Source organism: Clostridium frigidicarnis, assembly GCF_900111985.1.
Classification (GTDB): domain Bacteria; phylum Bacillota; class Clostridia; order Clostridiales; family Clostridiaceae; genus Clostridium_Z; species Clostridium_Z frigidicarnis.
The window spans coordinates 36990-62234 of record NZ_FOKI01000008.1; the positions used below are offsets into that span (position 1 = coordinate 36990).

A 25245-nucleotide genomic window follows, 5' to 3' on the forward strand; every position below is an offset into this window, starting at 1 on the left:
AAAACACAGGTCTCCAACTTATAGAAAATTAGAGTATTATATCCACTAGACATGGGATAAGTAAAAGTAATATTATACAATTTCATAAGACATAATTTTTGACATAATTATAAATAATTTTTATAATTGATCTATACAGTTTATTTATCCACAAGTTATTTATTGTGATTATATCATTACAATTCAAACTATGTCTAATTCATATTTTTCATAGAACTATAACTTTAAGTTATAGTTTGTTAATGATAATTATATATTATAACTTTAAAATAGACTAAACGTTAAGGAGTATATAAATGAATTTACAACAATTAGAATATCTTAAAACAATAGCTGAAACTGAAAATTTTACAGTTGCTGCAAATTTACTATCAGTAACTCAACCAGCTTTAAGTAAATCAATATCAAAGTTAGAAGATGAACTCAATGTTCCCTTATTTGAAAAGAATGGTCGTAATATTAAACTTACTCGTTTTGGAAGAATATTTTTAAATCATAGCAATATAGCTTTAATGGAAATTGAAAAAGGAGTAAAAGAACTGGAGGATATAATTAACCCTAATACTGGTACTATTTCTATTTCATCTACCTCTAGTATAGGAACATATTTTATGCCTTTTATAATTAGTGGTTTTTTAAATACTAGTCCTAATACAAAATTTCAATTTAACTATCAATCTATACCAGATATATTAAAAGATTTAAAAAGTGGAAAAATAGATTTAGGCTTTTACCATAACATAGACGGTATTGATTCTAATGATGAAATTGAATCAATAGCAATTAAAAGAGAAGAATATGTTTTAATTGTTCCTAAAAAACATGCTCTTTCAAATAGATTCGAGGTTTCTTTAAAAGAATTAAAAGATGAATCATTTGTTGCATTTTGTGATGGAAATAAAGATAAAATGCTTTCTTATGCTGAATACTTAGGTTACATTCCCAAAATATCTATCCACCCTAGCGAGGCAAGTATGCTTGAGGGGTTAGTGGCTGCTGGTGCTGGTATTTCTGTAGTTCCTAATACGCCAATCATTAATACAAATGCTGTTTCTATTATAAACATTAAAGAAAATATTAAGGATAAAGTTATTTATATGGCGTGGCTTAAAAATTCCTATATGTCTCCCATTACAAAGGTTTTTAAAAATCATGTTATCTCATCTATTTCTTAGCAATAATATAAACTTATTAACCTTTGATTTGAAAGGAATATTTTCTCAAATTTCAATTACTCTATACAAATATAAAAACATAATAAACTACATTAACTCCCACAAAATATTAAGCCATATAACTAGTTCAAAACTAGTTATATGGCTACTTTTATTAGCCTTCATATTTAAATATTTTAACTCTAAACTCAAATCCTTCTTCTATGAATTCAGGTGGAATTAAATTGTTTTTCTCATGATATTTTATTATACTCATAATTCCTCTACCAATTTTATCAGCATAACCATAATCAACTAACATTTGCATAATTAGAGGATTTCTATAATATGATATACCCATTTTCATTCTTTCTAAAGTTAGTGTATCAGGTATTTTTCCTGGGCTTCTAACTTCAATAAAATCATCAAATACGTAAACTCTAATTTTTGCTCCGATTAGACTCCAATCTCTGTGTGCGAAAGCATTAACTATTATTTCTCTTAATACATTTTTATTATATTCATGAACATCTATACGTCTAATCCCATCAAACTTTTCACTTACCATATTGTTTAAGTTTACAAAATCTAAAGTTTTATCTATTATATCTGGCAAATTACCTTCAAGGTTTTTCCTGTCAATAATTTCACTAGTTACATCATTACCTCTAAATCTAACTAATTGCACCCCTGAATTTTTTAGCCATAAAGATGGATTCTTTGCAAAAAACATCATACCTGCTAAACTTATATATTTCTCATTATTTGTGCTAACTAATATCTCAGTATTATATAATAGATTTTCAAGCTCTACTTTACTATACTCACTAATATCAATTCCCCTAGTAGAAAAATAATCTTCCACTCGTATCTTGCTTATATCTGAAACAGTTGCTCCTTGCATAGGAATTAATTCATAATGTAAAGCATTTGATGATTGTAATAATCTAATTAATTCATGCTGAGAAGCTTCCCTAGATGTAGATCCAACTCTTATATAGTACTTGTTAGAAGTATGATATGGATTATTAACACCTTTTGAAACCTGTATTTTAATAATTCTTTTACTATCTATAATAATTTCTTCATAAACAGGTATAACTGGAGGATAAATAGAACTTCTACATATGTTCATTATCCATTCTTCATAATTTTTATTATCTACACCAATAATTTCTCCATCATCATTAATTCCAATAAATAATGTACCACCTTCAAAATTCAAAAATGCTACTAATTCTTTTGCTACACTCTCTGCCCTAACATTATGTTCTTTAAATTCTATAAAAGAATTCTCTCCATTTATTAATATATTCATTAAATTATCTATAGATAACGTCATTTTTATCACCACCACAAAATTTACTTATCTTTAATTATAACCCATAAAACACAAAATAAAAACCTTATTACTTCTATTAATTTAAATCTAATTATAATGCTAATCTTTAAAATATATGAGTCATGTCTCATGAATCACAAAATGATACTCCTTAGTCTTTTATAGCACTTTACTAGATTATTAAGAAAATTAAATAACAATACTTTTAAATATTGTAAAAATAAACTTAAATAATTTTTTCGTATTTCTTAATTAAAATCATTATTTCTAGTTAATTATTCTTTATGTTTAGATATATACTTCATATGATAAAGAACAAAACTATTAAAAAAACATAAATATTTAAAATAGATAGCAAATATTTTTTTCAGCATAATCGTTGATTTACCACAGTATTAAACACTTATTCTTTTTATGTATTGACTTTAAATTTTATTCATAATTTTAGCAATACTTGTAACATATCTCTAATAATGATATGTTATACTATATATATGTTTTTTTGTATAATATTTGAAGAAAGAAAAGGGGATATTATTATGGATTCTTATAATTTTTTATTTGATTTAGCATTAATACTATTAACTACAAAAGTTTTAGGATTAGCAAATAAACGTTTCCAACTTCCTCAAGTTGTTGGTGCTTTAATGGCCGGAGTAATCTTTGGGCCTACTGTTCTCAACCTTTTAAATGAGACAGAATTTATAACACAACTTTCTGAGATTGGAGTAATTGTTTTAATGTTTTGTGCTGGTCTTGAAACAGATGTAGATGAATTAAAGAAAAGTGGCAAATCATCTTTTATTATCGCTTTAATAGGTATGATTGTACCTCTTATATTTGGCACTATTGTTGCCTATTTCTTTAACAATGATCCATCTATTTCAGATGTATCTGCAAGTATAGTCTTACAAAATATATTTATCGGAGTTATATTAACAGCTACTTCTGTTAGTATAACAGTTGAGACTTTAAAAGAAATGGGCAAGCTTAATACCAATGTAGGAAATACAATTTTAGGTGCAGCAATTATAGATGATATCTTAGGTATAGTGGCCCTTACTATAGTTACTAGCTTTGCAGATCCAAATATAAATGTTTGGGTAGTTTTATTTAAAATTTTTGCATTCTTTATTTTTGCAGCCATTTGTTGTTTTATATTTTATAGATTCTTTTCAAATGTTCAATTGAGACATGATAAGGGTATGCGTAGATTTGTAATACTTTCTTTTGTATATTGCTTAATACTTTCTTACTGCGCAGAAGTGTTCTTTGGAGTAGCTGATATAACTGGGGCATTTATAGCTGGACTTATAATTTCAAAAACTAAGTATTCAAAATATATAGCAACGCGCTTTGAAATAATTTCGTATATGCTACTTTCTCCAGTATTTTTTGCAAGTATTGGAATAAAGTTTAAATTACCATCAATGACTCCTTCTATTATTATATTTTCTATATTACTTGTAATAGTTGCTATTTTGACTAAAATTATAGGCTGTGGATTTGCCGCAAAATTATGTAAATTTTCTTCTTTAGAATCTCTTCAAATAGGAACTGGAATGATATCTAGAGGAGAGGTTGCTTTGATAGTTGCAAATAAAGGTGCTGCTTTAGGCATTATGTCCTCTATATTTTTTGGTCCTATTATAATAATGATAATCGTAACAACTGTAGTTACACCATTATTATTAAAAATAGTGTTTTCAGATCGTAATAATAGACATGCTCCAAAAATTGAATCTACTGTATAATAGAAAAGAAGGACTTTTGTGATGGTGAATATCACCTCACAATTAAGTCCTTCTTTTTTATATTAATATTTAGCTTATTTTTATCCTTGTGATTCCCAATCTGCTGGGTATGTAACATATATAAATCTAGCATAGTCAGGTACAGAAAATTTAATTTTGCTTCCTTTAGGTATTAAAATTAACTCACCAGGGTCTGCTGATATTGTTCTTCCATCTATAAGAATATCAAGGTGCCCTTCAATTACATAATCTATTTCATCATAATTTAAAGTCCAATCAAATGTTGTTTCCCTCATAACCATTACTCCACAACCTAGACGTGGACTTTCTTCTAAAGAAAATAAATCCTTTGTATATACTTCATCTGTGGCTTTACCAGTGTCTAATCTATTAGTTACATCAACCTTAACGGTTTGTAGTTTCACTGATGTTACACCGCTAATGTCTCTATGTCTTTCAAAATCAGTATTTTCCTTTTTAGCTCCTGTTAATTGTTCTTGTATTATTTGTCTTACTAATCTTTCTAATACTTCTTTATCCAAGTCTTTCTTATCCATTATTCACTGTTTCCTTTCCTAATGTTTTGTTTGCAATAAAGATAGCTACAATTACTGCAGTAATTCCTCCTACTAATTTAGCAACTATCATTGGTAAAATCATATCTGAGTTAAAACCTGCAGTAAATCCAAGATGATCTCCAAATACGAAAGCCGCTGATACAGCAAAGGCAACATTAATTATTTTTCCTCTGTTATCCATATCTTTCATCATATCAAACATAGGTATACAGTTAGCTAAGCTTGCTACAAGACCAGCCGCTGCAACTTCATTCATACCTAAGATCTTACCTAAACCCATTAATGGCTTCTTAAATACTTTAGTTATAACATAAACTAATGGAAATGCTCCTGCTAAAACTATAGCAATATCACCAACTACCAAAAATCCATCATGTATTGGATTCATACCTGGAATAACTACAAATCCTGTTAAAGCCTCAATTATTGCTGCTCCTAAACCTATTGTAATAACTATCAATACAAACTTTCCAAAATAAGTGAACCCTCTAATCATATTCTTTTGAAAGAATATGAGTCCAATAGTTATTAACACGGCAAATATTATTATTGGAATTAGGTTTCTTACTACCATCATTAGTGGGAACCCTGCTACTAAGCCTCCAAAAAATGCACCAATAGGAACAGTTATAATTCCAGCTAGTATTCCTGTAGCTAGGTATTTTTTATCCTTAGACTCTATTATTCCCAATGCAACTGGTATTATAAAAACTATAGTTGGTCCCATTACAGCACCTACTATTAACCCTCCAAAAAGACCAGCTTGTGGATCTATAGCTAGCTCCATAGCTAGTGGCGCTCCGCCCATATCATTTGCAAGTAATGAGCCTGCAAACATAGCTGGATCTGCCCCTAAAAAATTAAATACTGGAACTACAACAGGCTTTAATACATTAGCCAAAACTGGTGATAAGCTTATTATCCCAACCATGGCTAAAGCTAAAGAACCCATTGCCATAATTCCTTCTTCAAACTTTTCTCCTAATCCAAATTTATTACCTATACATTTGTCTAAAGCTCCTAAAGCCATAAAAATTACCATTATATAAATAATAATTTCATTTATTCCCATATTACTCCTCCTATTATGTTAACATAGCTATTATCATAGGATCTGGTGAAGGAATAATAGCTATATTTACTATTTTATTCTCATTAATAGCTACTTTAGCTACTTTCATCCCATCTTCTATATCACTTACTTCACCAGAAACTATAAAAACAAACTTTCCTCCTATCAAAAATGCTGTTTGTATTTTTACTACACTTACATTTGCATTCTTTAGCATTCTATCTAAAGCTTTTATGCCACTACATATACTAGCTGTCTCCATAATGCCATATGCCCCTTGAATACCTTTCTTATATTTATTTTTCAATCCATCAATTATATCTTCATGTACCGCATTTACTATAAAACTATCAACTATAGTATTTTCACCTAATTCTATTCCAAAATTCACAGCTTCCTTAGTAGCATCCTCATTGCCACAAATAATAACTATGAATTTACCTGGACAAACCATTTTAAAAAAGATAATTTCAACCTCTGATTTTTTAACCATAAAGTCTGCAACTTCAATTCCCTTACTTATTGATCTAAACTCTATGGCCCCTATACTCTTATGCATCATCAATCTCCATAGAATCGATTATTCCTACTATAGTTGAATCAATAGGTACATCCTTTAACCCTAAACTACTTCTTGCAGAACCTCCACGAGTTATCATAACTAAATCTCCTGTTCCTGCACCTACTGTATCTGCTGCTACATAAATACTCTCACTCTCTTCAACACTATTTTTCATTAATCGTACTATGAGAAATTTTATACCATTTAATTTTTCGTCTTTCCTTGTTGCCCAAAGCTTACCAACGACTTTTCCTATTAACATATTACTTACCTTTCTATTCTTTTAATTTCTATATGGTTAGTTTGAATATAATCTTTTGCTAAAGGCGTAATTATACTTTTATCCTCTATAAAAACAACCTTACTTTCAGCTATGTAATTTTTCTTAATATCATCTTCAGTAATTAGCTTTTTACTAATTGATATAAATTTTTCATCATCTGTATTATTAACTCTACTCATATTTATTGCATTTGAAATAACTTCAAAACCATAATTTTTTAATGTGTCTTCAAATTCTAAATATTTATTGTACACTTGTTTTGGTGCAGAATTTTTATATTTTTTGTATAATAAACCCTCTTCAGCAATATATATCTTTCTTCCCTTCATTAGCATTTTTATAATAAAGTTTTCTTCTTCTGTAGAACATATTAGATTAGCTAGATTGCCCATTCCTCTAAGACATAATCTGCTTATTAATACTGCATTACAATCTCTAATATTTTCATTAAACAAGATAGCTTCATATTGTGCTTCTAGGAAATTAGAATATTTATGCATATCATCTTTATCAAAGATTACAACTGTTTTTTTATCCCCATGACTTTCACCCACAGCTTTTTCATCTATTCTTTTTAAAACTTCATCAACAATAAGTTTTACAAGTTTATCGTATTCCATACATACACCTCCTTGTAATAACTATTTAATTATTCTACATAAAGTTCCTTTTTTATATCCACAAGCATTTGCTTCATCATAATCTATATGCATATAAGTTCTGAAGTTTTTACTCACTCTTATAACAGTATCCTCAAATATTAACGGTCTAGTTCCTAACACTTCAACCTTAACTTCTTCTTTATCTCTTACCTTAAATTTAGCTGCATCTTCAGGTGTAATGTGAATATGCCTCTTTGCAACGATTACTCCTTTATCTAATGTTATTGAGGATTTTTCTGTGGATATTGTTATACCTGGAGTGTTATCTATATTTCCACTTTCTCTTACAGGTATTTTAGCACCTAAGGAAAGAGCATCTGTTAATGATAACTCCACTTGAGTATGGGGTCTTGATGGTCCAAGCACCACAACATTCTTAATAGTCCCTTTGGGTCCTATTAATGTTACTCTTTCATTGCAAGCATATTGTCCTGGCTGAGATAATTCCTTACTTTTAGTTAAATTATATCCTTGGCCAAAAAGAATATTAATATCCTTTTCACATAAGTGAATATGTCTCCCTGATGCTTCTACTTCAATAAATATTTCCTTTTTCACTCTATCAATTACTTCTTTTACTATATAATCTAATGAAATATCTTGCATTTTTATCCTCCAGTTATTTGTTATATTGACCTGCTCTAAACTTAAACATCATAATCCAAAATACAGAAGACAACCTGTTTAATGCTCTTATTATATCTTCTCTTTCTACCTTGCCATATTCATCTTTAAAAGCCTTAAAAGCAGAAAGTTCCGTTTCTCTTGTTAATGTTCTAAGAGTATTTAAAGAAATTACAATTTCACCCATTTTGTAATTAGGAGGGGTAAAACCTATTCCATAATATTTAGTAGTGTGGTGAGATCTGTCTCTTAATTCCTCTACATTCATACCTAAAAGAAAAAATTTCTTAACTGGTTCCTCTGCAACCTCACATCTTACTAGCCCTCTTATAAACATTATTATTTCTTCTAAATCTTCTACTAATTTATTTAATTTTTCTTTATGGCATAATATTTGAACCTCTAAAATTTTTGATTCTAGTGAATCAAGTTTTCCTCTTAAAATAATTCTTCTATGATCCTTAAATACGAGCAAATCTCCCCTTAGATGAGTCATATATTCTGGTTTTTCATTTAAGGGTATTCCAAATATTGTTTCATACTTAGGTTTTTCTATAACCTCTCCAACTTCATTATTTACATTTCCAATAATTTCACTGATTTCTATACCATACTTTAAAATAATATTATGTTCATTTAAAAATGATATAGCTGCCGGAGTAATTATTTCTCCCTTTTTTATATGAAACTCTTTTAACTTATCTAGGTCTTCATTTTTCAATCTTTTTCTTAGTTCTTCCTCTGTTAATACACTCAATTTTTCATCCTCCATACTAAATTATTAAGTTTAATTATCAATGAGAAGAAATTCTCCTCATTGATAATTAACACTATTATTTAGTGATTATTGGATACCCTTTGGCAATATAGCATCAACTTCAGAATGTGGTCTTGGTATTACATGTACTGAAATTAATTCTCCTACTCTTTCAGCAGCAGCAGCTCCAGCATCAGTTGCTGCCTTGACAGCTCCTACATCACCTCTAACCATTACAGTTACAAGACCGCCTCCTACTTGTTCTTTTCCTATTAATTGAACATTTGCTGCTTTTACCATAGCATCAGCAGCTTCAATCGCACCTACTAATCCTTTAGTTTCAATCATTCCTAATGCATTTGCAGTTACCATTTTAATTCCTCCTTAAACTTTAATTTAATTCTTTTATTATTTTCTTAACAAGTAAATCGATAAGTGCTTCACTATTATTACTTAAAGATGAGTTAGAACAATAGTTGGAAGTTGATCCATCACCTCTAAGGTCTTCTATTTCTCTTATTCCATAGGCTACTCTCTTGGTATTAATTAAATTTAATGGTCCCACATTATCTGAAGTTGCACTTCCACCTATGCTTCCACAACCTAATGTTAAGGCTGGTGCTAGGTTTACTGTAGCTCCAATTCCTCCAAGAGCCCCTGGGCTATTTACTGGTATTCTAGACACAGGCATTTCTAAAGCAAATTTTTTAACTACTTCCTTATCTTCAGCATGAATCATAAAACTATGTCCTGCACCCTCATTAAGCAATATATCTCTACATAATTTACATGCTTCATCCAAATTATCTGCTACATAGAAAGCTAAAACTGGTCCTAGCTTTTCTCTTGAATATGGTACATTATGACCAATTCGTGTTTCTCTAGCTATCAGTACCTTTGCATCTTTTGGTACTCTAGTTAAATCAGCTAGATTAGAAATGAATTCCACGGTTTTTCCTACTATTTGAGGATTCATTGTTCCATTAGGTCTCATTATGAATTTTTCAAGCTTTTTACTTTCCTCTTCATCTAGAAAATATGCTCCCTGAGCTTTAAGTTCTGATATTACAGCTGATTCTATTGCCTTTTCCACAACTATTGATTGTTCAGATGCACAAATAGTACCATTGTCAAAGGTTTTAGAATCAATTATTCTTTTAGCTGCTAGCTTAATATTGGCACTTTTATCAATGAATCCAGGTCCATTTCCAGCACCTACTCCTAATGCTGGATTCCCTGATGAATATGCTGCCTTAACCATTGCCGCTCCACCAGTGGCAAGAATCATAGCAGTATCATCACTTTTCATAAGCTCATTAGTAGCTTGAAGTGTTGGCGTTGAAATACATCCAATTGCTCCTTTAGGGCATCCAACCCTTTCTGCTGCTTCAGATAGTATTTTTACAGTTTCTAAAATACATTTCTTTGCACTTGGATGAGGAGAAAATACAATTGTATTAGCTCCTTTTAATGATATTAAAGTTTTATATATAGCTGTAGAAGTTGGGTTAGTTGATGGAACTATACCTGCTATTACACCCATAGGTACTGCAATATCCATAGTCTGTAAATCTTGATCTTCTTTAGTAATCCCAACAGTCTTTAAATCCTTAATACTTTCATATACTTGCTTTGCTGCAAAAGTATTTTTAAGTATTTTATCTTGCCACTTTCCAAAGCCTGTTTCTTCTTCAGCCATTTTTGCCAGTTTCTCAGAATTTTCATATCCAGCATCAGCTATAGCCTTAACAATTCTGTCAATTTGCTCCTGATTCATTTTTGCCAATTCTTTTTGTGCTTCTTTTGCTTCTCTAAGTAAGTTTCTAACCTCTTGTATTGAAATCAAATCTTTATCTGTTAATTGCATTACTTATCACCTGCTTTTTTATTATCTAATAGTATCTTTATTAATACATCTTTTTTAGCAACTTTTATTTCATTGCTTGTTATTCCTGATAAATTTAAATTTTCTACTAGTTTACGCAATTCTTCAACCTTCATAGAACCATAGTTTTTTTCTGATTTCTTCTTTTTCTTATACTCTTTTGGATCACTTTTTATTTCCATTCCTTTTTGGTCTTCTGAAGATTTGGTTTCATCTATCTTCTTTATTTCTTCTATTTTATTTTCCTCTAAAGGCTTCTCATAATCTAAACTCTCTTTTTCCTTTGAATCTTCGACTTCTTCTAAGATTTTAGGTTTCCCTAAGCTTTTAGTCACTTCTATATCTTTAGACTCTTCTAAAATTACTTCTTTTTCCTTTTCTACCTTCATGTCAGGAACAATTTTTAAAGTTTCTTCATGTAACTTTGGTATTACACTTACACTTCTTAATGCTCCTAATGTTTTAGATGCTCTTTCTCCTGCATCAACAGCTACTTTTACAGATCCAACATCCCCAGTTATTTCTACTGTTGAAATTCCTGCCTTAACTATTTCTATATTAATCAAGGATACATTTGCCGCTTTTAGTGCAGCATCGGCAGCTTCTATAGCGGCGAGATATCCATTAACTTCAATTAATCCTAATGCTTGCATAGATTAATCATTAATATGTTCTTGGCTCATTGGCAACTGATTTAACTGCTTCAGCAAAAGCATCACATGCTGCTTTGCAAGCTGATTGTGAGCCTGATAATAAGGCTCCACCAAAGTTAGTTTCAGTTGGTGGTCCAAAAAACTCTTTTAATTCTACATCCGCTGCCTTTAATGCTGCATCTAATCCATATACTGCTTCTAATGGTGGTGCTACTAAATAAGCTATTGCTTCTCCTTCATTAACTCCTGCAACCTTTGACAAATATGATCCTGTTCTAGATACACAGTATGCATAATAAACTATTGAATTATCATCATTTGCACTTGTAAAGTGAGAACCACTTTCCATAAAATCAAGAGCAGCATTTAATCCACTTCTAACCTCAGCTGGACTTGGTCCTGCTAATATTCCTATAACTTCTCCTGCAAGTTTAGTTGAAGCATTTGCTGAGCCTGCATACATTGACTTTGCATATACAACTTCAACCTCTGCTGCTTTTGTTGCTTCATCTAAAGCTGTATATGTTACATCATCAACATCTGTAGTTATTAAGCCTAAGCTTTTATGTTCTGGTCCTAACTCTAATTTCTTGGCCAAATCATGGCTTACATTAGATATTATTTTTATACTTAATACCGTTGGACGTATAGCTTCATTTATCACTTTAATTCCTCCTATTTTTATGATTTCAAATCAATTCCAGATGCTTTTTTATCTAACATTTTCTTGATTAATTCAGCTATGTGAGCTCCAGCTTCAACTGGTGGAGTTCCACCCTTATGTATATTGGAAACTACTGTTCTTTTAGCTTCTGGCATATTTATTTTTGGTTTATACGCAATATAAGCACTCATGGATTCTGCTGTTACTAGTCCTGGTCTTTCTCCAACTAGAAGACAAACTACCTCTGCTCCTGTTACTTCTCCTATAGGATCCATAGCACCAACTCTGCAGTGTTTTATAAATAAAATATCCTTTATTTCAATTCCATACATTTTTAGCCCCTGTTTAATAGAGGGAGCTATATCTCTTAAATTTGCTTCTATTGCAGCTGAGCTTAATCCATCACCTACTGCTAAAATAACTTTTGGACTTCCTCCAAATTTTTCTTTTATGAATTTTAAAGTATCATCATCAAACTTTCTACCTAAATCAGGACGAGTTAAATATTCATCTTTCTCTGTACATTTAGTATTTACAGCAATCAAATTATTTTCTTTCACAAATTCCTCTGATACATAAGAGAATACTGAATCCTGTGCTGCTGCATGGTCAGCTCTAACTCTTAAGGCTGTAATTGTTCTATATCTAGGACCAACTCTACCTATTCCAAGTCTTGCTGGTGTCTTTTGCTTCATACTTAAGTAGCCTTCCCTATCCTTTGGGTTAACTACTAAAAATTGTTTCTTTAAATCAATTTCTGTTATATCGTCAATACATCCATTATCATCGACAAGTGTATTGCTTATTGGTCTTATTGTGCTCTCTTTAATAGTATCTTGTGATACATTTCCTATCATTTCTGATAAAAGCTTTTCTACCATTCCTTTTAATTCTAATTCATTCATTTCTCTACCCTCCTAACCTAAAAATATTGATGCATCTCCAGCTGATTCAGTTAATTTACCATTTTCCATAAGACCCATTTTTTCCATCCATTGTTCAAATTCTTTAATTGGTCTTAGTCCAAATAGTTCTCTTAAAGTAGCTGTTTCATGATAACCTGTTGTTTGATAATTAAGCATTACGTCATCTCCATGTGGTATTCCCATAAAATATGTACATCCTGCTCCTGTTAATAGTACAGCTAGGTTTTCTATATCATTTTGATCAGCCTTCATGTGATTTGTGTAACATGCATCACATCCCATTGGTAGTCCTGATAATTTACCCATAAAGTGATCTTCTAACCCTGCTCTAATTACTTGTTTTGAGTCATATAAATATTCTGGTCCTATAAAACCAACAACAGTGTTTACTAAGAATGGTTCAAATTTTTTAGCAAATCCATAGCATCTTGCTTCCATTGTTACTTGGTCTACATTGTGGTGAGCTTCTGATGAAAGTTCTGAACCTTGACCTGTTTCAAAGTACATTACATTTGGACCAGTTGCTGTTCCTTCTGATAATGCTAGCTGTCTAGCCTCTTCTATAACTGCTGCATTAAATCCAAAAGCTTCATTTCCTTTTTCAGAACCTGCTATTGATTGGAATATTAAATCTGTTGGAGCGCCTTTTCTTATTGCCTCCATTTGAGTGGTAACATGAGCTAACACACAGTTTTGAGTTGGTATTTCCCACTTTTGTTTAAATTCTTCAAATCTTTTTAATACCTTAGTAACACTTTCCACAGAGTCATCAACTGGATTTAATCCTAGTACAGCATCTCCTATACCAAAGCTTAAACCCTCCATTAATGATGCTGTTATTCCATCTGGATCATCTGTAGGGTGATTTGGTTGAAGTCTTGCGGATAACCTTCCATCCTCTCCAATTGTTGTGTTGCAGTGTGCAGTAACTTTAATCTTCTTGGCTCCATAAATCAAATCCATATTAGACATAATTTTTGCTGCTGCTGCTATCATTTCAGATGTTAACCCTCTTGATATTCTTCTTATATCGTAGGAAGTTGTGTTATCATCTAAAATCCATTCTCTTAGTTCTGAAACAGTCCAACTCTTTATTTCGTTATATATCTTTTCATTCACTGCATCTTGAATGATTCTTGTTACTTCGTCTATTTCATATGGAACTGCTGGATTGTTTCTTAAATCTGCAAGTGTTAAGTTTGATAATACAACCTTTGCAGCCACTCTTTCTTCTGCTGATTCTGCAATTAATCCTGCTAATCTATCTCCTGACTTTTCCTCATTAGCTTTTGCCATTACATCATTTATAGATTTAAATTCATAAACTTTCTTAAATAGTTTTGTTTTTAAAATCACAATAATCCTCCTTCCATTAATTAAATACTAATGTTTTAATAACTACTGGTAATACATTTCCTACAGCAATAGGTTTTCCAATGTCAATGTAGTCCCCATTATCAACCTTTATACTATCAATGCATATTACTTCTTTCTTATAATCTAATAAAGAATACATACATTGTCCTAACACCTTTGCCATGTCTTTTTCTACAATAACTACTAGTGGAATATCCTTTTCAATTAATCCATCCATTCCATTTACTAAACCCTTTGCTAATTGCTGTACATATGTGAATGACGGACTATTTTTTCCATTGACTGCAATAGCTACCATTTGCAAATCATTTTCTAACTTAAACCAATTCAGTTTTGCTTTAACAGCATCTTCTATTCCCTTTTCATCTTTATCTTCATCTTCTAGTGATAATTTTAAAATAGGGATATTTTTAATTGGGAAATTATCATAAGTATAGGTTATGGTACTTCCACTTATTTCAGTGGTATGTGACCCTGCTCCTACAACAGTAGCTCTAATTGTTTCTACAGACCTTACTAGCTTTAAGTTTTTACAAATATTAGACCTTCTTATTTGCCTTCCTAAAATAATTCCCATATCGCCATATTTAAAATAATCATCAATAGAGTCCTCATAGTATATATAGTCAGCTACTCCTCCAGAGAATGAAATACATTTTATTTCTTCATTTGGATTAATTGATTTATTAGTTACTATGTATTGAAATTCTGAGCTTTGATTCCCTATTCCAACACTTTCTTCTAGCATCCTTACCATTTCATTTGCTACTGGTATGATATTTTCTACTGTTGCTTTATCTCCTACTTTAATAGGGATATTGTTGTCTTCAATAAGTCTTTGTATTTTAGGAGCTATATAAATAATTTCTTTTGTTATTGGGTCAATCTTTATTAGCCTTCCTCCAATATCTAAACATCCTGTATCCTTTAATTCTCCTCTTACAAAAAGGGCTAGATTACTAGTGCCTCCTCCAACATCTATATTTACTACACTTGTTGAATGCTCTTTTGAATATGTATGAGCCCCTGCACCTTTAGCTGATATTATACTTTCTAGATCTGGACCTGCTGTAGCTACTACAAAATCTCCTGCAAAGCCGCTTAAGCTATGTAAAACATCATTTGCATTTTCTTTTCTTGCAGTTTCTCCTGTTATTATTACAGCTCCTGTTTCAATGTCTTCTTTATTTATTCCAGCTTTTTTGTATTCTTTTTCCACAATATCTTTTACTTTTAATGCATCAATTTCTGTCATAGATATTAATGGTGTAAAATAAATTTCACTTCTATAAATAATTTCTTTATCCACAATAGAAATTCTTGGAACACTGAAGCTTGATGCTGTATTTTCTACTATTAACTTTGAAAATACCAATTGAGTTGTACTAGTACCTATATCGATTCCAACACTTAACAGTTCTTCTTTCATTTCTCTACCTCCCTTCAGTGTTCTACTAATGGCACCCCATTAAGATTTTATAGACTTAATTTTTACATTGTAATTCTCTCTATTATCCTAATGATGTCATCCTTAGTTGGTACTCTAGGATTTGTTTTGGTACAGCCATCCTCTAAGGCCATTTCTGCAAGCTTTTCTCTACCCTCTTTCAACTTATCTAAATCTACTCCTGCTTCTTTTAGATTAACTGGCATTTTCATACTTTTTTCCAAGTTTTTTATTCCATATATTAAGTTTTTTACACCCATTCTTACATTGTTAGCTGGTAATCCTATCAATTTTGCTATATTATGATATTTCTTTGCTGCCCTTGATAAATCTTTATTATCGTATCCTATAATATTGGCATTATACTCAATTACATAAGGTAGTAATATTGCATTAGTTCTGCCATGTGGCACATGAAGCTTACCACCTAAAACATGAGCAATACTATGGTTTATACCTAATGAAGCAGCATTAAAGGCTATTCCTGCTAAGCAAGAAGCATTGTGCATCTTTTCTCTTGCCTCTATATCACTACCATCTTTATATGCTTTTATTAGATACTCAAAAGACAAAACTAAGGCTTTTTCTGCCAGTGCATCTGAAAAATCTGTTGCATCAATGGATACATAAGCTTCTAATGCATGTGTTATAACATCCATCCCTGTATCAGCTGTTATAAAATCCGGTACAGTTTTTACTAAATCTGGATCTAAAATTGCTTTATCAGGTAATAAATCATCTGAAACTAATGGATATTTAACCCCTTTTTCTTTGTCTGTAATAACTGAAAAAGAAGTAACTTCTGATCCCGTACCACTTGTAGTTGGTATAGCTATGAATTCCATATGGTCAAGAGATAATATTTTCTTTGAAAAATCCATTATTGCTTTTGCTGCATCTATAGCAGATCCTCCACCTAATGCAATAAGCACATCTGGTTTAATCTTGCTTAGTTCTTCTATGCCTTTTACCACTAGCTCTATTGGAGGGTCAGGTACTATATCACTGAATACACTTATATTTTTTGATGTAATATTATCTGTAATTCTATTTATAGTTCCTGATTTAACCATAAAAGGATCTGTTATTATTAATACTTTTTCTGTTAAAATTTCTCTTAAAATTTCTAAAGCACCCTGCCCAAAATATATGTTAGGTTTTACATTAAAACTATTCATTCTCACTCTCCATTCTTTATTGCTTCTCTATTTAAGTATCTAACTTTGAAAAACATTATATTCATTTGGTGGATAAGATTTCACTGGATAAATAGTTTTATTATAGTTATAAAGGTTTTATTTTCCATATAATTATTTAAAAGGCTAAAAGACACTTTACTTTCACAAAAAAGTTGCTTATTCTTTTGCCAAATTGATTGGATTAATAAAATAAAGTTATGATAAATCTTATTGATAAGTTAACAATTGAATATATAAGTGACAATATAATAATGGAAGGACTAAACAAACTATAGGTTAAATGGAACACTCAGGATGGGTTACATATTTTACTAGCGACATTGGTGAATATGGACAAGAACTTCGTATTTACTTTGACAAAAACACAAAAGTTATTACCTCAATAGACTTGAAAAATATACCTAAATAAAATAAAAACGTCACTAAATCTAGTGACGTTTTATTTTTTACATTTTAATTAAATCTTATTTTACAACTTCTTTATGTGCTGGAAGAATCACTTCAACCTCAGAATGTGGACGTGGTATAACGTGAACTGATACCAATTCTCCAACACGTTCTGCTGCAGCAGCACCAGCATCTGTAGCAGCTTTAACAGCTCCAACATCACCTCTAACCATAACAGTTACAAGTCCGCCTCCAACATATTCTTTACCTATTAAATATACATTTGCTGCCTTAACCATAGCATCTGCTGCCTCTATTGCACCTACTAATCCTTTTGTTTCTATCATTCCTAATGCATCATATTTCATTTTAAAATCCTCCTAAATATTTTTTATTTATATATTATATTTTTTAATTATAAACACTTATTTTTTATTGATTTTTTATTTCGCTATTATTATTTTTGATTTTCCATTAACACTCATTGCATTAGCTTCTTCAATATCAAGATGACATTCAAGCTTTGAAACATCATTAGCTCTAATAGCTACATTACTGTATGTTCCGCCTCTCAAATCATCAAATTTTATTGATACTATATCTCCATCACATACTCCTAAGTTTTTAGCATCTTCAGGTGTCATGTGAATATGCCTTTGTGCAACTATTAATCCTTCTTCAATTTGAACAGAACCTTTTGGTCCAACTAATGTAATGCCAGATGTTCTGCTTAAATCTCCAGACAGTCTTACATGTGGTACTACTCCAAGTTTAATGCAGTCTCCCATTAATACTTCAACTTGAGCCTTACTTCTTATAGGTCCAAGAATTCTAACTTTCTCAATTGCACCTTTTGGTCCACATATTGTTACAGTTTCCTTGCATGCATATTGTCCAGGTTGAGATAAGTCTTTAAGTTTCATAAGATTATAATCTTTACCAAAAAGACTATCTATATCTTTTTGTGAAAGGTGCACATGTCTATTAGAAATTCCTACTGGAATCTCAGATGAATTTTCAGAAAGTATAGTATTTATTCCTTTATCCTTAACAGCTTCTAGTAAAAGCTTTAACAATGCTTCACAATTGTCCATTAATTATTCCCCTTCATAGCTGCAACTATTTGATTAACTAAGTCTATAAGTTCTTCATTTTTTGTGCTTTCACTACTGCATTCAGTACAATTGCTACTATTTTCAACAGAATCATTAACTTTGTTTAAAGTTTCTGCAGCTGACGCAATTTGAGCCGGGCTCATATCCATAAATTGATTTTGAACTCCATGACAGTTTTCAGCAGTTTTTATACAGTTGAAAGTTGGGTCATTAGATGCTAATGTTGAACAATCTCTTAAACCATAAGCAACTCTCTTTATGTTTATAAGGTGTTCTGGTGTAACATTTTCAGATACAGAACTTCCTCCCCATGTACCACAACCTAAAGTAAATGAAGGGTTAAGCCCTGTGCTTGCACCTGTTCCACCTTGAGATCCACCAGTGTTAACAAGTATACGAGAAGCTGGCTTGCTAGCAAACTTCATAACCATATCTCTATCTTCAGTATGTATACTCATTGTATGTCCAATTCCATTTTGAAGTAATTCAATACTTAATTCACATGCCTCATGCCAATCTTTTACTGTATAGAATCCAAGAACTGTTGTAAGTTTTTCGAATGATAATGGATTACCTTCGCCTACTCCATTTTGCTTTCCTATAAGTACCTTTGTTCCTTCTGGAATTTTAATTCCTGCAGCACTTGCAATAACTTGTGGAGTTCTTCCAACAAACTTAGCATTCATAGCGTTTCCTTTTTTGAATAACAGTTTACAAACTTTATCAGTTTCTTCTTCTGTCATAAAATATCCACCTTGCTTCTTAAACTCTTGGACAACTATATCGTGATTGCATTCTTCACAGATTATTGATTGTTCTGAAGCACAAATTGTACCATTGTCAAAAGTCTTACTTGCAATAATGTTTCTAACAGCTTGCTCTACATTAGCAGTTCTTTCAATATATGCTGGGGAGTTTCCTGCACCAACACCAAGAGCTGGCTTTCCTGCACTATAGGCAGCTTTAACCATTCCTGGACCACCTGTAGCTATTATTATAGCAACTTCTTTACATTTCATTAACTCATTTGTAGCCCCAATTGTTGGATTAGTCATGCAGCTTATAATGTTCTCTGGTGCACCAGCCTCAACAGCTGCATCATTCATTAATTGAACTGCTTTAATTGTACATTTTGCAGCAGTTGGGTGTGGTGAGAACACTACAGCATTACGAGACTTAATAGAAATCATAGCTTTAAAAATTGCAGTAGAAGTTGGATTTGTTGAAGGTACTATCCCCATAACTAAACCAACTGGTTCAGCAATTTCTATAAGCTTATTTTTCTCATCTTCTCTAATTACACCAATAGTTTTCATATCTTTCATTGAATCATATAATACAGTAGCTGCTAAATGGTTTTTAAAAGTTTTATCTTGAACTTTACCAAAGCCTGTCTCTTCAACTGCCATTTGTGCTAAACAAGCAGCATTTTCTTCTGCAACTCTAACCATATTGCATAAAATTTTATCAATTTGCTCTTCAGTATAATCAGCAATTTTATTAGATGCTACTTTTCCAAGTCTAGCAATATTTCTTGCCTCTTGTATTGAATATAAATCTTTGTCAAAAATATCCATTTTATTGTACTTCCTTTCGTAAATCTTACATTAACTAATTTTTATCATAATATGATTTAAATTTCGTAACTAATAAATTTTTATCTGCCTTTGAAATCATTCTTCCTGTAATTACAAAATCTTCATATTCACGTGCTAAATTTCTAAGCTTAACTACCTTTAACTTAGATAATATTAAAATGGTTTTTTCTATACCATTTTTGCTTACTAAATCATCTACATCTCCTTTATGTAAGTTCTGTAAACTTACTTTATGTAGTTTATCCAAATCTGTCTCTAGAATATTTTTAGTCTCTTTAACTTGATCTTTAGTTCCTTCTATATCTTCTACATGCTCTATATCCTCTACATGTTCTACATCTTTTATATCTACATCTTTATCAGATGATGGAGTTTCTAAAACCTCTAGTGGAGTATTATATCCAATTATACTTTGCAATTCCTCGTGAGGTCTTGGAATTATATGCACTGAAACTAAATGTTTTTGATCAAGTTTTTTAACAGCTGCCTCACCAGATTCTATAGCTGCTTTTACTGCACCTACATCACCTGTAACTACAATTGTAACAAGACCTCCACCTACATAAGTTTTTTCAATAATACTTACATCTGCAGATTTCACCATTGTATCAGCAGCCTCAACAGCTGCAAGTAATCCCCTTGTTTCTATTAAACCAAGTGCTTCCATAGATTCATCCTCCTAGTCTTCTATAAAAGATCTGCCCAGTTTGCTGGATATGTTGTATAGAATATCCTAGCTTTGTCTGGTGATCCCCAAACTACTTTAGAACCTGATGGTACAAATAATACATCTCCAGGATAAGCTGTGTATGTCTTTCCATTGATTTCAACTGTTAAAGTTCCCTCAATAACATAATCAATTTCTTCGTAAGTTAATTCCCAATCAAATTTTGAATTTTCAATAATTAAAAATCCAGCACTCATTTTTGATTCTTCTTTACTTACTAACTCTTGAAAATAGACTCTTGCGTTTGGATTACCAGTGTCAAATGCATCCATTTTTACTGTACTTCCTCTAACAACTTTAAGTCCACTAGTGTCACACTCAGCTTCAAATAGAAGATTCTTTGGCTTTAGGCATTCAAGAATTTCCTGTAAAAGACCCTTATCCATCATTGTTCTAAATAAATTAAGTATCATTTCACTATCCATCCCATCTATGCCTGGGGATTTTTTAACTCCTAAATGTTGTTTTTTAGGCGCAGGAGCTTCTGTAGTAAATACTATTTCATTATTTTTTGCAAAATCTTGAGCTGCTGGTGTAATTATTTCACTGCCATCTACATAAAATACTTTTTCTTTCTTTAATATTAATGCTTCAACATCTTTTGCACAGATTAACTTTCTCATGGGTTCACATCCTTTCAAATAATGTGCCTTAGTATCTATACAAATCTTAAAATTCTATGATTATAAAAAAGATTATGTTTTAACCGCAATTGCAATCATTATCGATTATTCCAACAACAACTGCATCTACTGGAATATTATCATCACCTAACATTTTACGAGCAGATGATCCGGTACTAACTATAACTCTATCACCAATACCTGCACTGATAATGTCAACAACAATAAATCTGCGTCCTTCATATGTTCCACTAATCTCCTCAGCCAGCATAAATTTAAGTCCACTAAGTGACTCTGCCTTTCTAGTGGCCCATACATTATCAATAAGTCTTGCTATTATCATATTGCTATTCCCTCTTTCATTTTCAGTTTAATATCCTTTAATTTGGATTCAACTAATTATGTGTATCTGAGAATGTAAAAATTTAAATTTTAAACAATATCTTCATTATTCGAGAATATCTTGTGTGCAACTTAATGCTATTCCAAGTGGTGTAACGAACATAGGATTTTTAGGTTTATGAGTATACACTCCAGTCCTTTTTTCAATAATTTCTTCAATTCCTGTCAAACAACAGGTACCACCTACTAATGAAATTTCCTTTACATCGTAATTTTTAATATTGTTAGTTATAATTGATGATACCTTTTCAACTACTGGTTTCAGTAGTGGTAAAATCTCTCTATGATTACTATTATCTCTTTTGAATTCATCCGCTTCTTTAAAAGGAATTTTATATGCACCTGAAATAACTAATGAGAAATGAGTACCACCTGTAGGCTCATCAACAACATAAACAACCTTTCCATCTTTTAAAATTGATATTCCAGTTGTTCCACCACCGATATCTACAACTGCACCATTTTCAATTTTAAGTACAAGATTTGCAGCAGTAGGTTCGTCTAAAATGCATGTCAATTCAAATCCTGCAGCCTGAACTACATTTTTAATTGCTCCAGAATCTAAAGCATCAGTTCCAGGGGGAATTGCAGCAGCTGCATAAAGAAGCTTAGTATTAAGTTTTTCCTCAATCTCCTGCTTAAGTTCTTTAACAACCCTTATTGCTCCAATATAGTCGACAACCATACCGTCACGAACTACATCTGCATACCTGTATGCACCGGCAACAGGCTTATAGTTTTCATCTAAAACAGCCAATACCACACAAGCAGTACCTAGATCCACGCCTGTATAATAAACAGAAGATCCGTTAAGAATTGGTTTTTCTATAACTTCTTCAAACTTTTTAACCATTTTATCGCAATTTTCAAAATTTATTCTTTTCTTTGACATTTTTTCCCTCCTACTGCTGAACAAATCAATTGAGACATGGAATTAATTATCGAATTAACATTTTCCATAATTTTGTTTTTTAAATCATCATCATTTTCATAGGTCTCAATTATTTCAAACTGTAATTCCTGTAAAGCACAACGAAGTGTATGCATTTTTAAAATTGAATTACTTTCTTTAAGCTGCATATGAAAATCTGTTATTTCAAAACAATCACCAAGATCAGTTGTGAAATTTAATGAACTCATTCCAGTGCACTCTTTGCAGCAAATAGACTCAAGAGTACCTTTTCCATCCACAACATTTCTGATATTTGATATTTTCTTACCAAAATTTATAACATTTTGTGCTAAAATAATATCTTCCCTTAATATTTCACTACTATTAACAAGAAATATTGCCTCTACAGATTTCAATTTGCAACAAAGTTTCCTTTTCAAATTCAAATTACTGTTTCTCTCTTGTTTTATTGTTTCTACCTGTTTCTTCTTAGAAACATTTTTACTTACCTTTGAATCATTATTATTCATCTTTATTCCCTTATCAGATAAATATTGAGCTGCTCCAGGTGTAAGACGCTGTCCCTGTTGTAACTTGTAGGTATTAAAAGGTTCCTTTTTATATAAATTCCTCAAATACTCTTCGGTAATAAATTTCATCATTTACCTTTACTCCTCATCTTTTTCAAATAAATACTTCTTTAAAGCATCAATTTCTGTTCCCATGGGAAAGCTGATATGAAAATATGGCTCTGATACTCCAATGTCCTTTAGTTGTTGCAAACATTTTTCTTCATTTTCAGATATCAAGTCACATTTGGTTATAACCCCAATTACCGGACATCTAAAACACTTTGCAAATCCATAGGGATATATTTCAGTGCAATTAGAATGGTCAACCAATATAAGAATATGAGATGCATCCTGAGATATTGCAATTATATGTTTGTACATCCATGCATTCTCTATATAAGCGCCTGGAACATCAATGGTATTTTCACCATAAATCAAATCTGGCGTTCGTCTTAATGGACCTTCATAATCATTTAACACATTAACTAATGTAGTTTTACCACACCTTGAAGGACCAATTACCATTATGCGCTTTCTTCTCATGTTCTTGTAATAGGAGCAGGAGTAAATCCAAGCATATGTTTTAATGTATCATTTACCGAATTAAGTGCTGTTTCAACACTTTGTACATCACCATTTATTACAACAGAACCTGTAAAACGATCAAGAAATCCAATTTCAACATCTGCAGCCTTTGTAGCAATGTCTGCTGCAATAATAGCAGTTTCGCTTGGAGAAAGAGTTAAAATACCTAGTGCTCCCTTTTCATCGATTCCAAGACGTTCATATATACCAGGCATAGGGGATGCAATAACATGAGCTACGGTAATCTGCTTTCCTGGAACTGTCTCTTGTATAATACGATGTATATTTCTATCAAGAAAATCTTCCATAAACCTTACCTTCCATCTTATTTTCTATTTAATGACGGATTACTTTTACAGGTAAATCGTATTTCTTAATCCATCCTTCTATTCTATCTAAATCTTCACTTTTTAAACTAGGGTCATCTTTTATAGGGTATTCAATCCCTAATTGGTTGTATTTATTTACCCCCATCTTATGGTATGGAAGTAAATCAACTCCTTTAAAATTTTTATAATCTTTATATGGTGTTAATAACTCCATAACCCTTTCAATGTCCTCTTGACAATCATTTATACCTTTAAGTAAAGGCATACGAATCTTTACATTATATTTGCCACGGATAAGTTCCTTCAGGTTTTCTAAAATCTGTTCATTTCTCACACCTGTTAACTGAAAGTGTCTATCAGAATCAATATGCTTAATATCAAATAGGAATAGATCTGTGAACTCTGCAACCTTAAGTACTGATTCTAGTTTTGCATAACCACAAGTCTCAATTGCAGTATTTATACCTTCTTGCTTACATGCCATTAATAAACTACAAGCTGCTTCAGGCTGCATTAAAACTTCACCGCCACCTAATGTAACTCCACCACCAGACATTTCATAAAAAGTTCTATCTTCTTCTACAATTTTTAAAAGCTCTGATATGGTTTTTAATTCTCCAATTATTGATATAGCAGATTTAACACAAGCATCCTTACACTTACCACATCCGATACAATCAATATCACGATTAACTTCATGTTTTAGAGTTTCATTAGATATAGTATGTATTCCAACAGGACAAGCAGAAACGCAATCTCCACAATTAACACATAAATTGTTTTTAAACATAACCCTCTGTTTTTTAATCATTCCTTCAGGATTTGCACACCATTTACAGCGAAGGGGACAACCTTGAAAAAATATTATAGTTCTTATTCCATCTCCATCATACATATTATATTTTTGTATATTAAAAATCGTCGCTTTTCGTTCGATTATACCTAAATTTTCATTACTCATATTCTTCATTCTCCAGTTTCATTTACCTTGGTTTTTAATATATATCTTAACTGAAATCTATAATCTACAGAAGTAATCTGTAGATTACAGTCTTCATAAAATTTAGCTTAAATTT

At 31.3% G+C, this 25245-nt stretch carries 29 protein-coding genes; 2 read left to right on the forward strand and 27 right to left on the reverse strand.

Going from position 1 to position 25245, the window contains the following annotated elements; genetic code table 11:
• Nucleotides 1-296 precede the first annotated feature (296 nt).
• Entirely contained in the window at nt 297-1175 is an 879-nt protein-coding gene (locus BM119_RS06505; RefSeq protein ID WP_090039939.1) for a LysR substrate-binding domain-containing protein, read from the forward strand.
• Between the two features lie 154 nt (nt 1176-1329).
• Here BM119_RS06505 and BM119_RS06510 read toward each other — a convergent pair whose 3' ends face one another.
• Nucleotides 1330-2496: an RNA-binding domain-containing protein gene (locus BM119_RS06510; RefSeq protein WP_090039941.1), complete on the reverse strand. Its 1167-nt coding sequence runs from the start codon at nt 2494-2496 to the stop codon at nt 1330-1332.
• Nucleotides 2497-3035: 539 nt separating this feature from the next.
• Here BM119_RS06510 and BM119_RS06515 point away from each other — a divergent pair.
• On the forward strand, nt 3036-4250 hold the full coding sequence (locus tag BM119_RS06515) for a cation:proton antiporter (RefSeq protein ID WP_090039943.1): 1215 nt from the start codon (nt 3036-3038) through the stop codon (nt 4248-4250).
• Between the two features lie 80 nt (nt 4251-4330).
• Here the strand turns inward: BM119_RS06515 and BM119_RS06520 are convergent, their stop codons facing one another.
• From BM119_RS06520 to cutD, 26 genes are all read right to left on the reverse strand, one after another.
• Nucleotides 4331-4807, reverse strand: a complete 477-nt coding sequence (locus BM119_RS06520; RefSeq protein WP_090039944.1) for a cupin domain-containing protein — start codon at nt 4805-4807, stop codon at nt 4331-4333.
• Complete coding sequence (gene eutH, locus BM119_RS06525) at nt 4800-5900, reverse strand: ethanolamine utilization protein EutH (protein ID WP_090039946.1); 1101 nt, start codon at nt 5898-5900, stop codon at nt 4800-4802. The genes BM119_RS06520 and eutH overlap by 8 nt, the downstream gene beginning before the upstream one ends.
• A 13-nt stretch (nt 5901-5913) precedes the next feature.
• Nucleotides 5914-6459 (reverse strand): BMC domain-containing protein, encoded by a 546-nt coding sequence (locus BM119_RS06530; RefSeq protein ID WP_090039947.1) that lies wholly within the window; start codon nt 6457-6459, stop codon nt 5914-5916.
• The gene (locus tag BM119_RS06535) at nt 6452-6724 is read right to left on the reverse strand and encodes a EutN/CcmL family microcompartment protein (RefSeq protein ID WP_090039948.1); all 273 of its coding nucleotides are present in this window, start codon (nt 6722-6724) and stop codon (nt 6452-6454) included. The genes BM119_RS06530 and BM119_RS06535 overlap by 8 nt, the downstream gene beginning before the upstream one ends.
• A gap of 5 nt (nt 6725-6729) precedes the next feature.
• A complete protein-coding gene (locus BM119_RS06540; RefSeq protein WP_090039949.1) occupies nt 6730-7365 on the reverse strand; it encodes a hypothetical protein in 636 nt (211 codons plus the stop codon).
• Nucleotides 7366-7386: 21 nt separating this feature from the next.
• Complete coding sequence (eutD, locus tag BM119_RS06545) at nt 7387-8013, reverse strand: ethanolamine utilization phosphate acetyltransferase EutD (RefSeq protein ID WP_090039950.1); 627 nt, start codon at nt 8011-8013, stop codon at nt 7387-7389.
• A gap of 13 nt (nt 8014-8026) precedes the next feature.
• A complete protein-coding gene (locus BM119_RS06550; RefSeq protein ID WP_090039952.1) occupies nt 8027-8788 on the reverse strand; it encodes a cobalamin adenosyltransferase in 762 nt (253 codons plus the stop codon).
• A gap of 87 nt (nt 8789-8875) precedes the next feature.
• Entirely contained in the window at nt 8876-9160 is a 285-nt protein-coding gene (gene eutM, locus BM119_RS06555; RefSeq protein ID WP_090039954.1) for an ethanolamine utilization microcompartment protein EutM, read from the reverse strand.
• 19 nt (nt 9161-9179) lie between these two features.
• Nucleotides 9180-10655, reverse strand: coding sequence for an acetaldehyde dehydrogenase (acetylating) (locus BM119_RS06560; protein WP_090039956.1), 1476 nt, complete (start codon nt 10653-10655; stop codon nt 9180-9182).
• Nucleotides 10655-11326 carry a BMC domain-containing protein gene (locus tag BM119_RS06565; protein ID WP_090039958.1) on the reverse strand — a complete coding sequence of 224 codons (672 nt, stop codon included), beginning with the start codon at nt 11324-11326 and terminating at the stop codon, nt 10655-10657. Before BM119_RS06565 ends, BM119_RS06560 begins: the two co-directional genes overlap by 1 nt.
• Before the next feature lie 10 nt (nt 11327-11336).
• On the reverse strand, nt 11337-11990 hold the full coding sequence (gene eutL / locus BM119_RS06570) for an ethanolamine utilization microcompartment protein EutL (RefSeq protein ID WP_090039960.1): 654 nt from the start codon (nt 11988-11990) through the stop codon (nt 11337-11339).
• Between the two features lie 17 nt (nt 11991-12007).
• A complete protein-coding gene (eutC, locus tag BM119_RS06575) occupies nt 12008-12895 on the reverse strand; it encodes an ethanolamine ammonia-lyase subunit EutC (protein WP_090039962.1) in 888 nt (295 codons plus the stop codon).
• A gap of 12 nt (nt 12896-12907) precedes the next feature.
• Nucleotides 12908-14272 (reverse strand): ethanolamine ammonia-lyase subunit EutB, encoded by a 1365-nt coding sequence (locus BM119_RS06580; protein WP_090039963.1) that lies wholly within the window; start codon nt 14270-14272, stop codon nt 12908-12910.
• Nucleotides 14273-14288: 16 nt separating this feature from the next.
• Nucleotides 14289-15722: an ethanolamine ammonia-lyase reactivating factor EutA gene (eutA, locus tag BM119_RS06585; RefSeq protein ID WP_090039965.1), complete on the reverse strand. Its 1434-nt coding sequence runs from the start codon at nt 15720-15722 to the stop codon at nt 14289-14291.
• Nucleotides 15723-15784: 62 nt separating this feature from the next.
• Nucleotides 15785-16918, reverse strand: a complete 1134-nt coding sequence (locus BM119_RS06590; protein WP_090039967.1) for a 1-propanol dehydrogenase PduQ — start codon at nt 16916-16918, stop codon at nt 15785-15787.
• Between the two features lie 485 nt (nt 16919-17403).
• On the reverse strand, nt 17404-17694 hold the full coding sequence (gene eutM / locus BM119_RS06595) for an ethanolamine utilization microcompartment protein EutM (protein ID WP_090039968.1): 291 nt from the start codon (nt 17692-17694) through the stop codon (nt 17404-17406).
• A gap of 75 nt (nt 17695-17769) precedes the next feature.
• Entirely contained in the window at nt 17770-18420 is a 651-nt protein-coding gene (locus tag BM119_RS06600; RefSeq protein WP_090039970.1) for a phosphate propanoyltransferase, read from the reverse strand.
• A complete protein-coding gene (locus tag BM119_RS06605; protein ID WP_090039971.1) occupies nt 18420-20018 on the reverse strand; it encodes an acetaldehyde dehydrogenase (acetylating) in 1599 nt (532 codons plus the stop codon). The genes BM119_RS06600 and BM119_RS06605 overlap by 1 nt, the downstream gene beginning before the upstream one ends.
• Nucleotides 20019-20052: 34 nt before the next feature.
• Nucleotides 20053-20706: a BMC domain-containing protein gene (locus tag BM119_RS06610; RefSeq protein WP_090039973.1), complete on the reverse strand. Its 654-nt coding sequence runs from the start codon at nt 20704-20706 to the stop codon at nt 20053-20055.
• A 20-nt stretch (nt 20707-20726) separates the two neighbouring features.
• Nucleotides 20727-21389 carry a cupin domain-containing protein gene (locus BM119_RS06615; protein ID WP_090039975.1) on the reverse strand — a complete coding sequence of 221 codons (663 nt, stop codon included), beginning with the start codon at nt 21387-21389 and terminating at the stop codon, nt 20727-20729.
• A 79-nt stretch (nt 21390-21468) separates the two neighbouring features.
• Nucleotides 21469-21732 (reverse strand): EutN/CcmL family microcompartment protein, encoded by a 264-nt coding sequence (locus BM119_RS06620; RefSeq protein ID WP_090039976.1) that lies wholly within the window; start codon nt 21730-21732, stop codon nt 21469-21471.
• 105 nt (nt 21733-21837) lie between these two features.
• Nucleotides 21838-22683, reverse strand: a complete 846-nt coding sequence (gene eutJ / locus BM119_RS06625; protein WP_090039978.1) for an ethanolamine utilization protein EutJ — start codon at nt 22681-22683, stop codon at nt 21838-21840.
• Nucleotides 22665-23345: a cobalamin adenosyltransferase gene (locus tag BM119_RS06630; protein ID WP_090039980.1), complete on the reverse strand. Its 681-nt coding sequence runs from the start codon at nt 23343-23345 to the stop codon at nt 22665-22667. Before BM119_RS06630 ends, eutJ begins: the two co-directional genes overlap by 19 nt.
• 6 nt (nt 23346-23351) lie before the next feature.
• Nucleotides 23352-23798, reverse strand: a complete 447-nt coding sequence (locus tag BM119_RS06635) for a EutP/PduV family microcompartment system protein (RefSeq protein WP_090039981.1) — start codon at nt 23796-23798, stop codon at nt 23352-23354.
• Nucleotides 23795-24148: a BMC domain-containing protein gene (locus BM119_RS06640; protein WP_090039983.1), complete on the reverse strand. Its 354-nt coding sequence runs from the start codon at nt 24146-24148 to the stop codon at nt 23795-23797. Before BM119_RS06640 ends, BM119_RS06635 begins: the two co-directional genes overlap by 4 nt.
• Nucleotides 24149-24176: 28 nt before the next feature.
• Nucleotides 24177-25130: a choline TMA-lyase-activating enzyme gene (gene cutD, locus BM119_RS06645; protein WP_090039984.1), complete on the reverse strand. Its 954-nt coding sequence runs from the start codon at nt 25128-25130 to the stop codon at nt 24177-24179.
• Between the last annotated feature and the right edge of the window lie 115 nt (nt 25131-25245).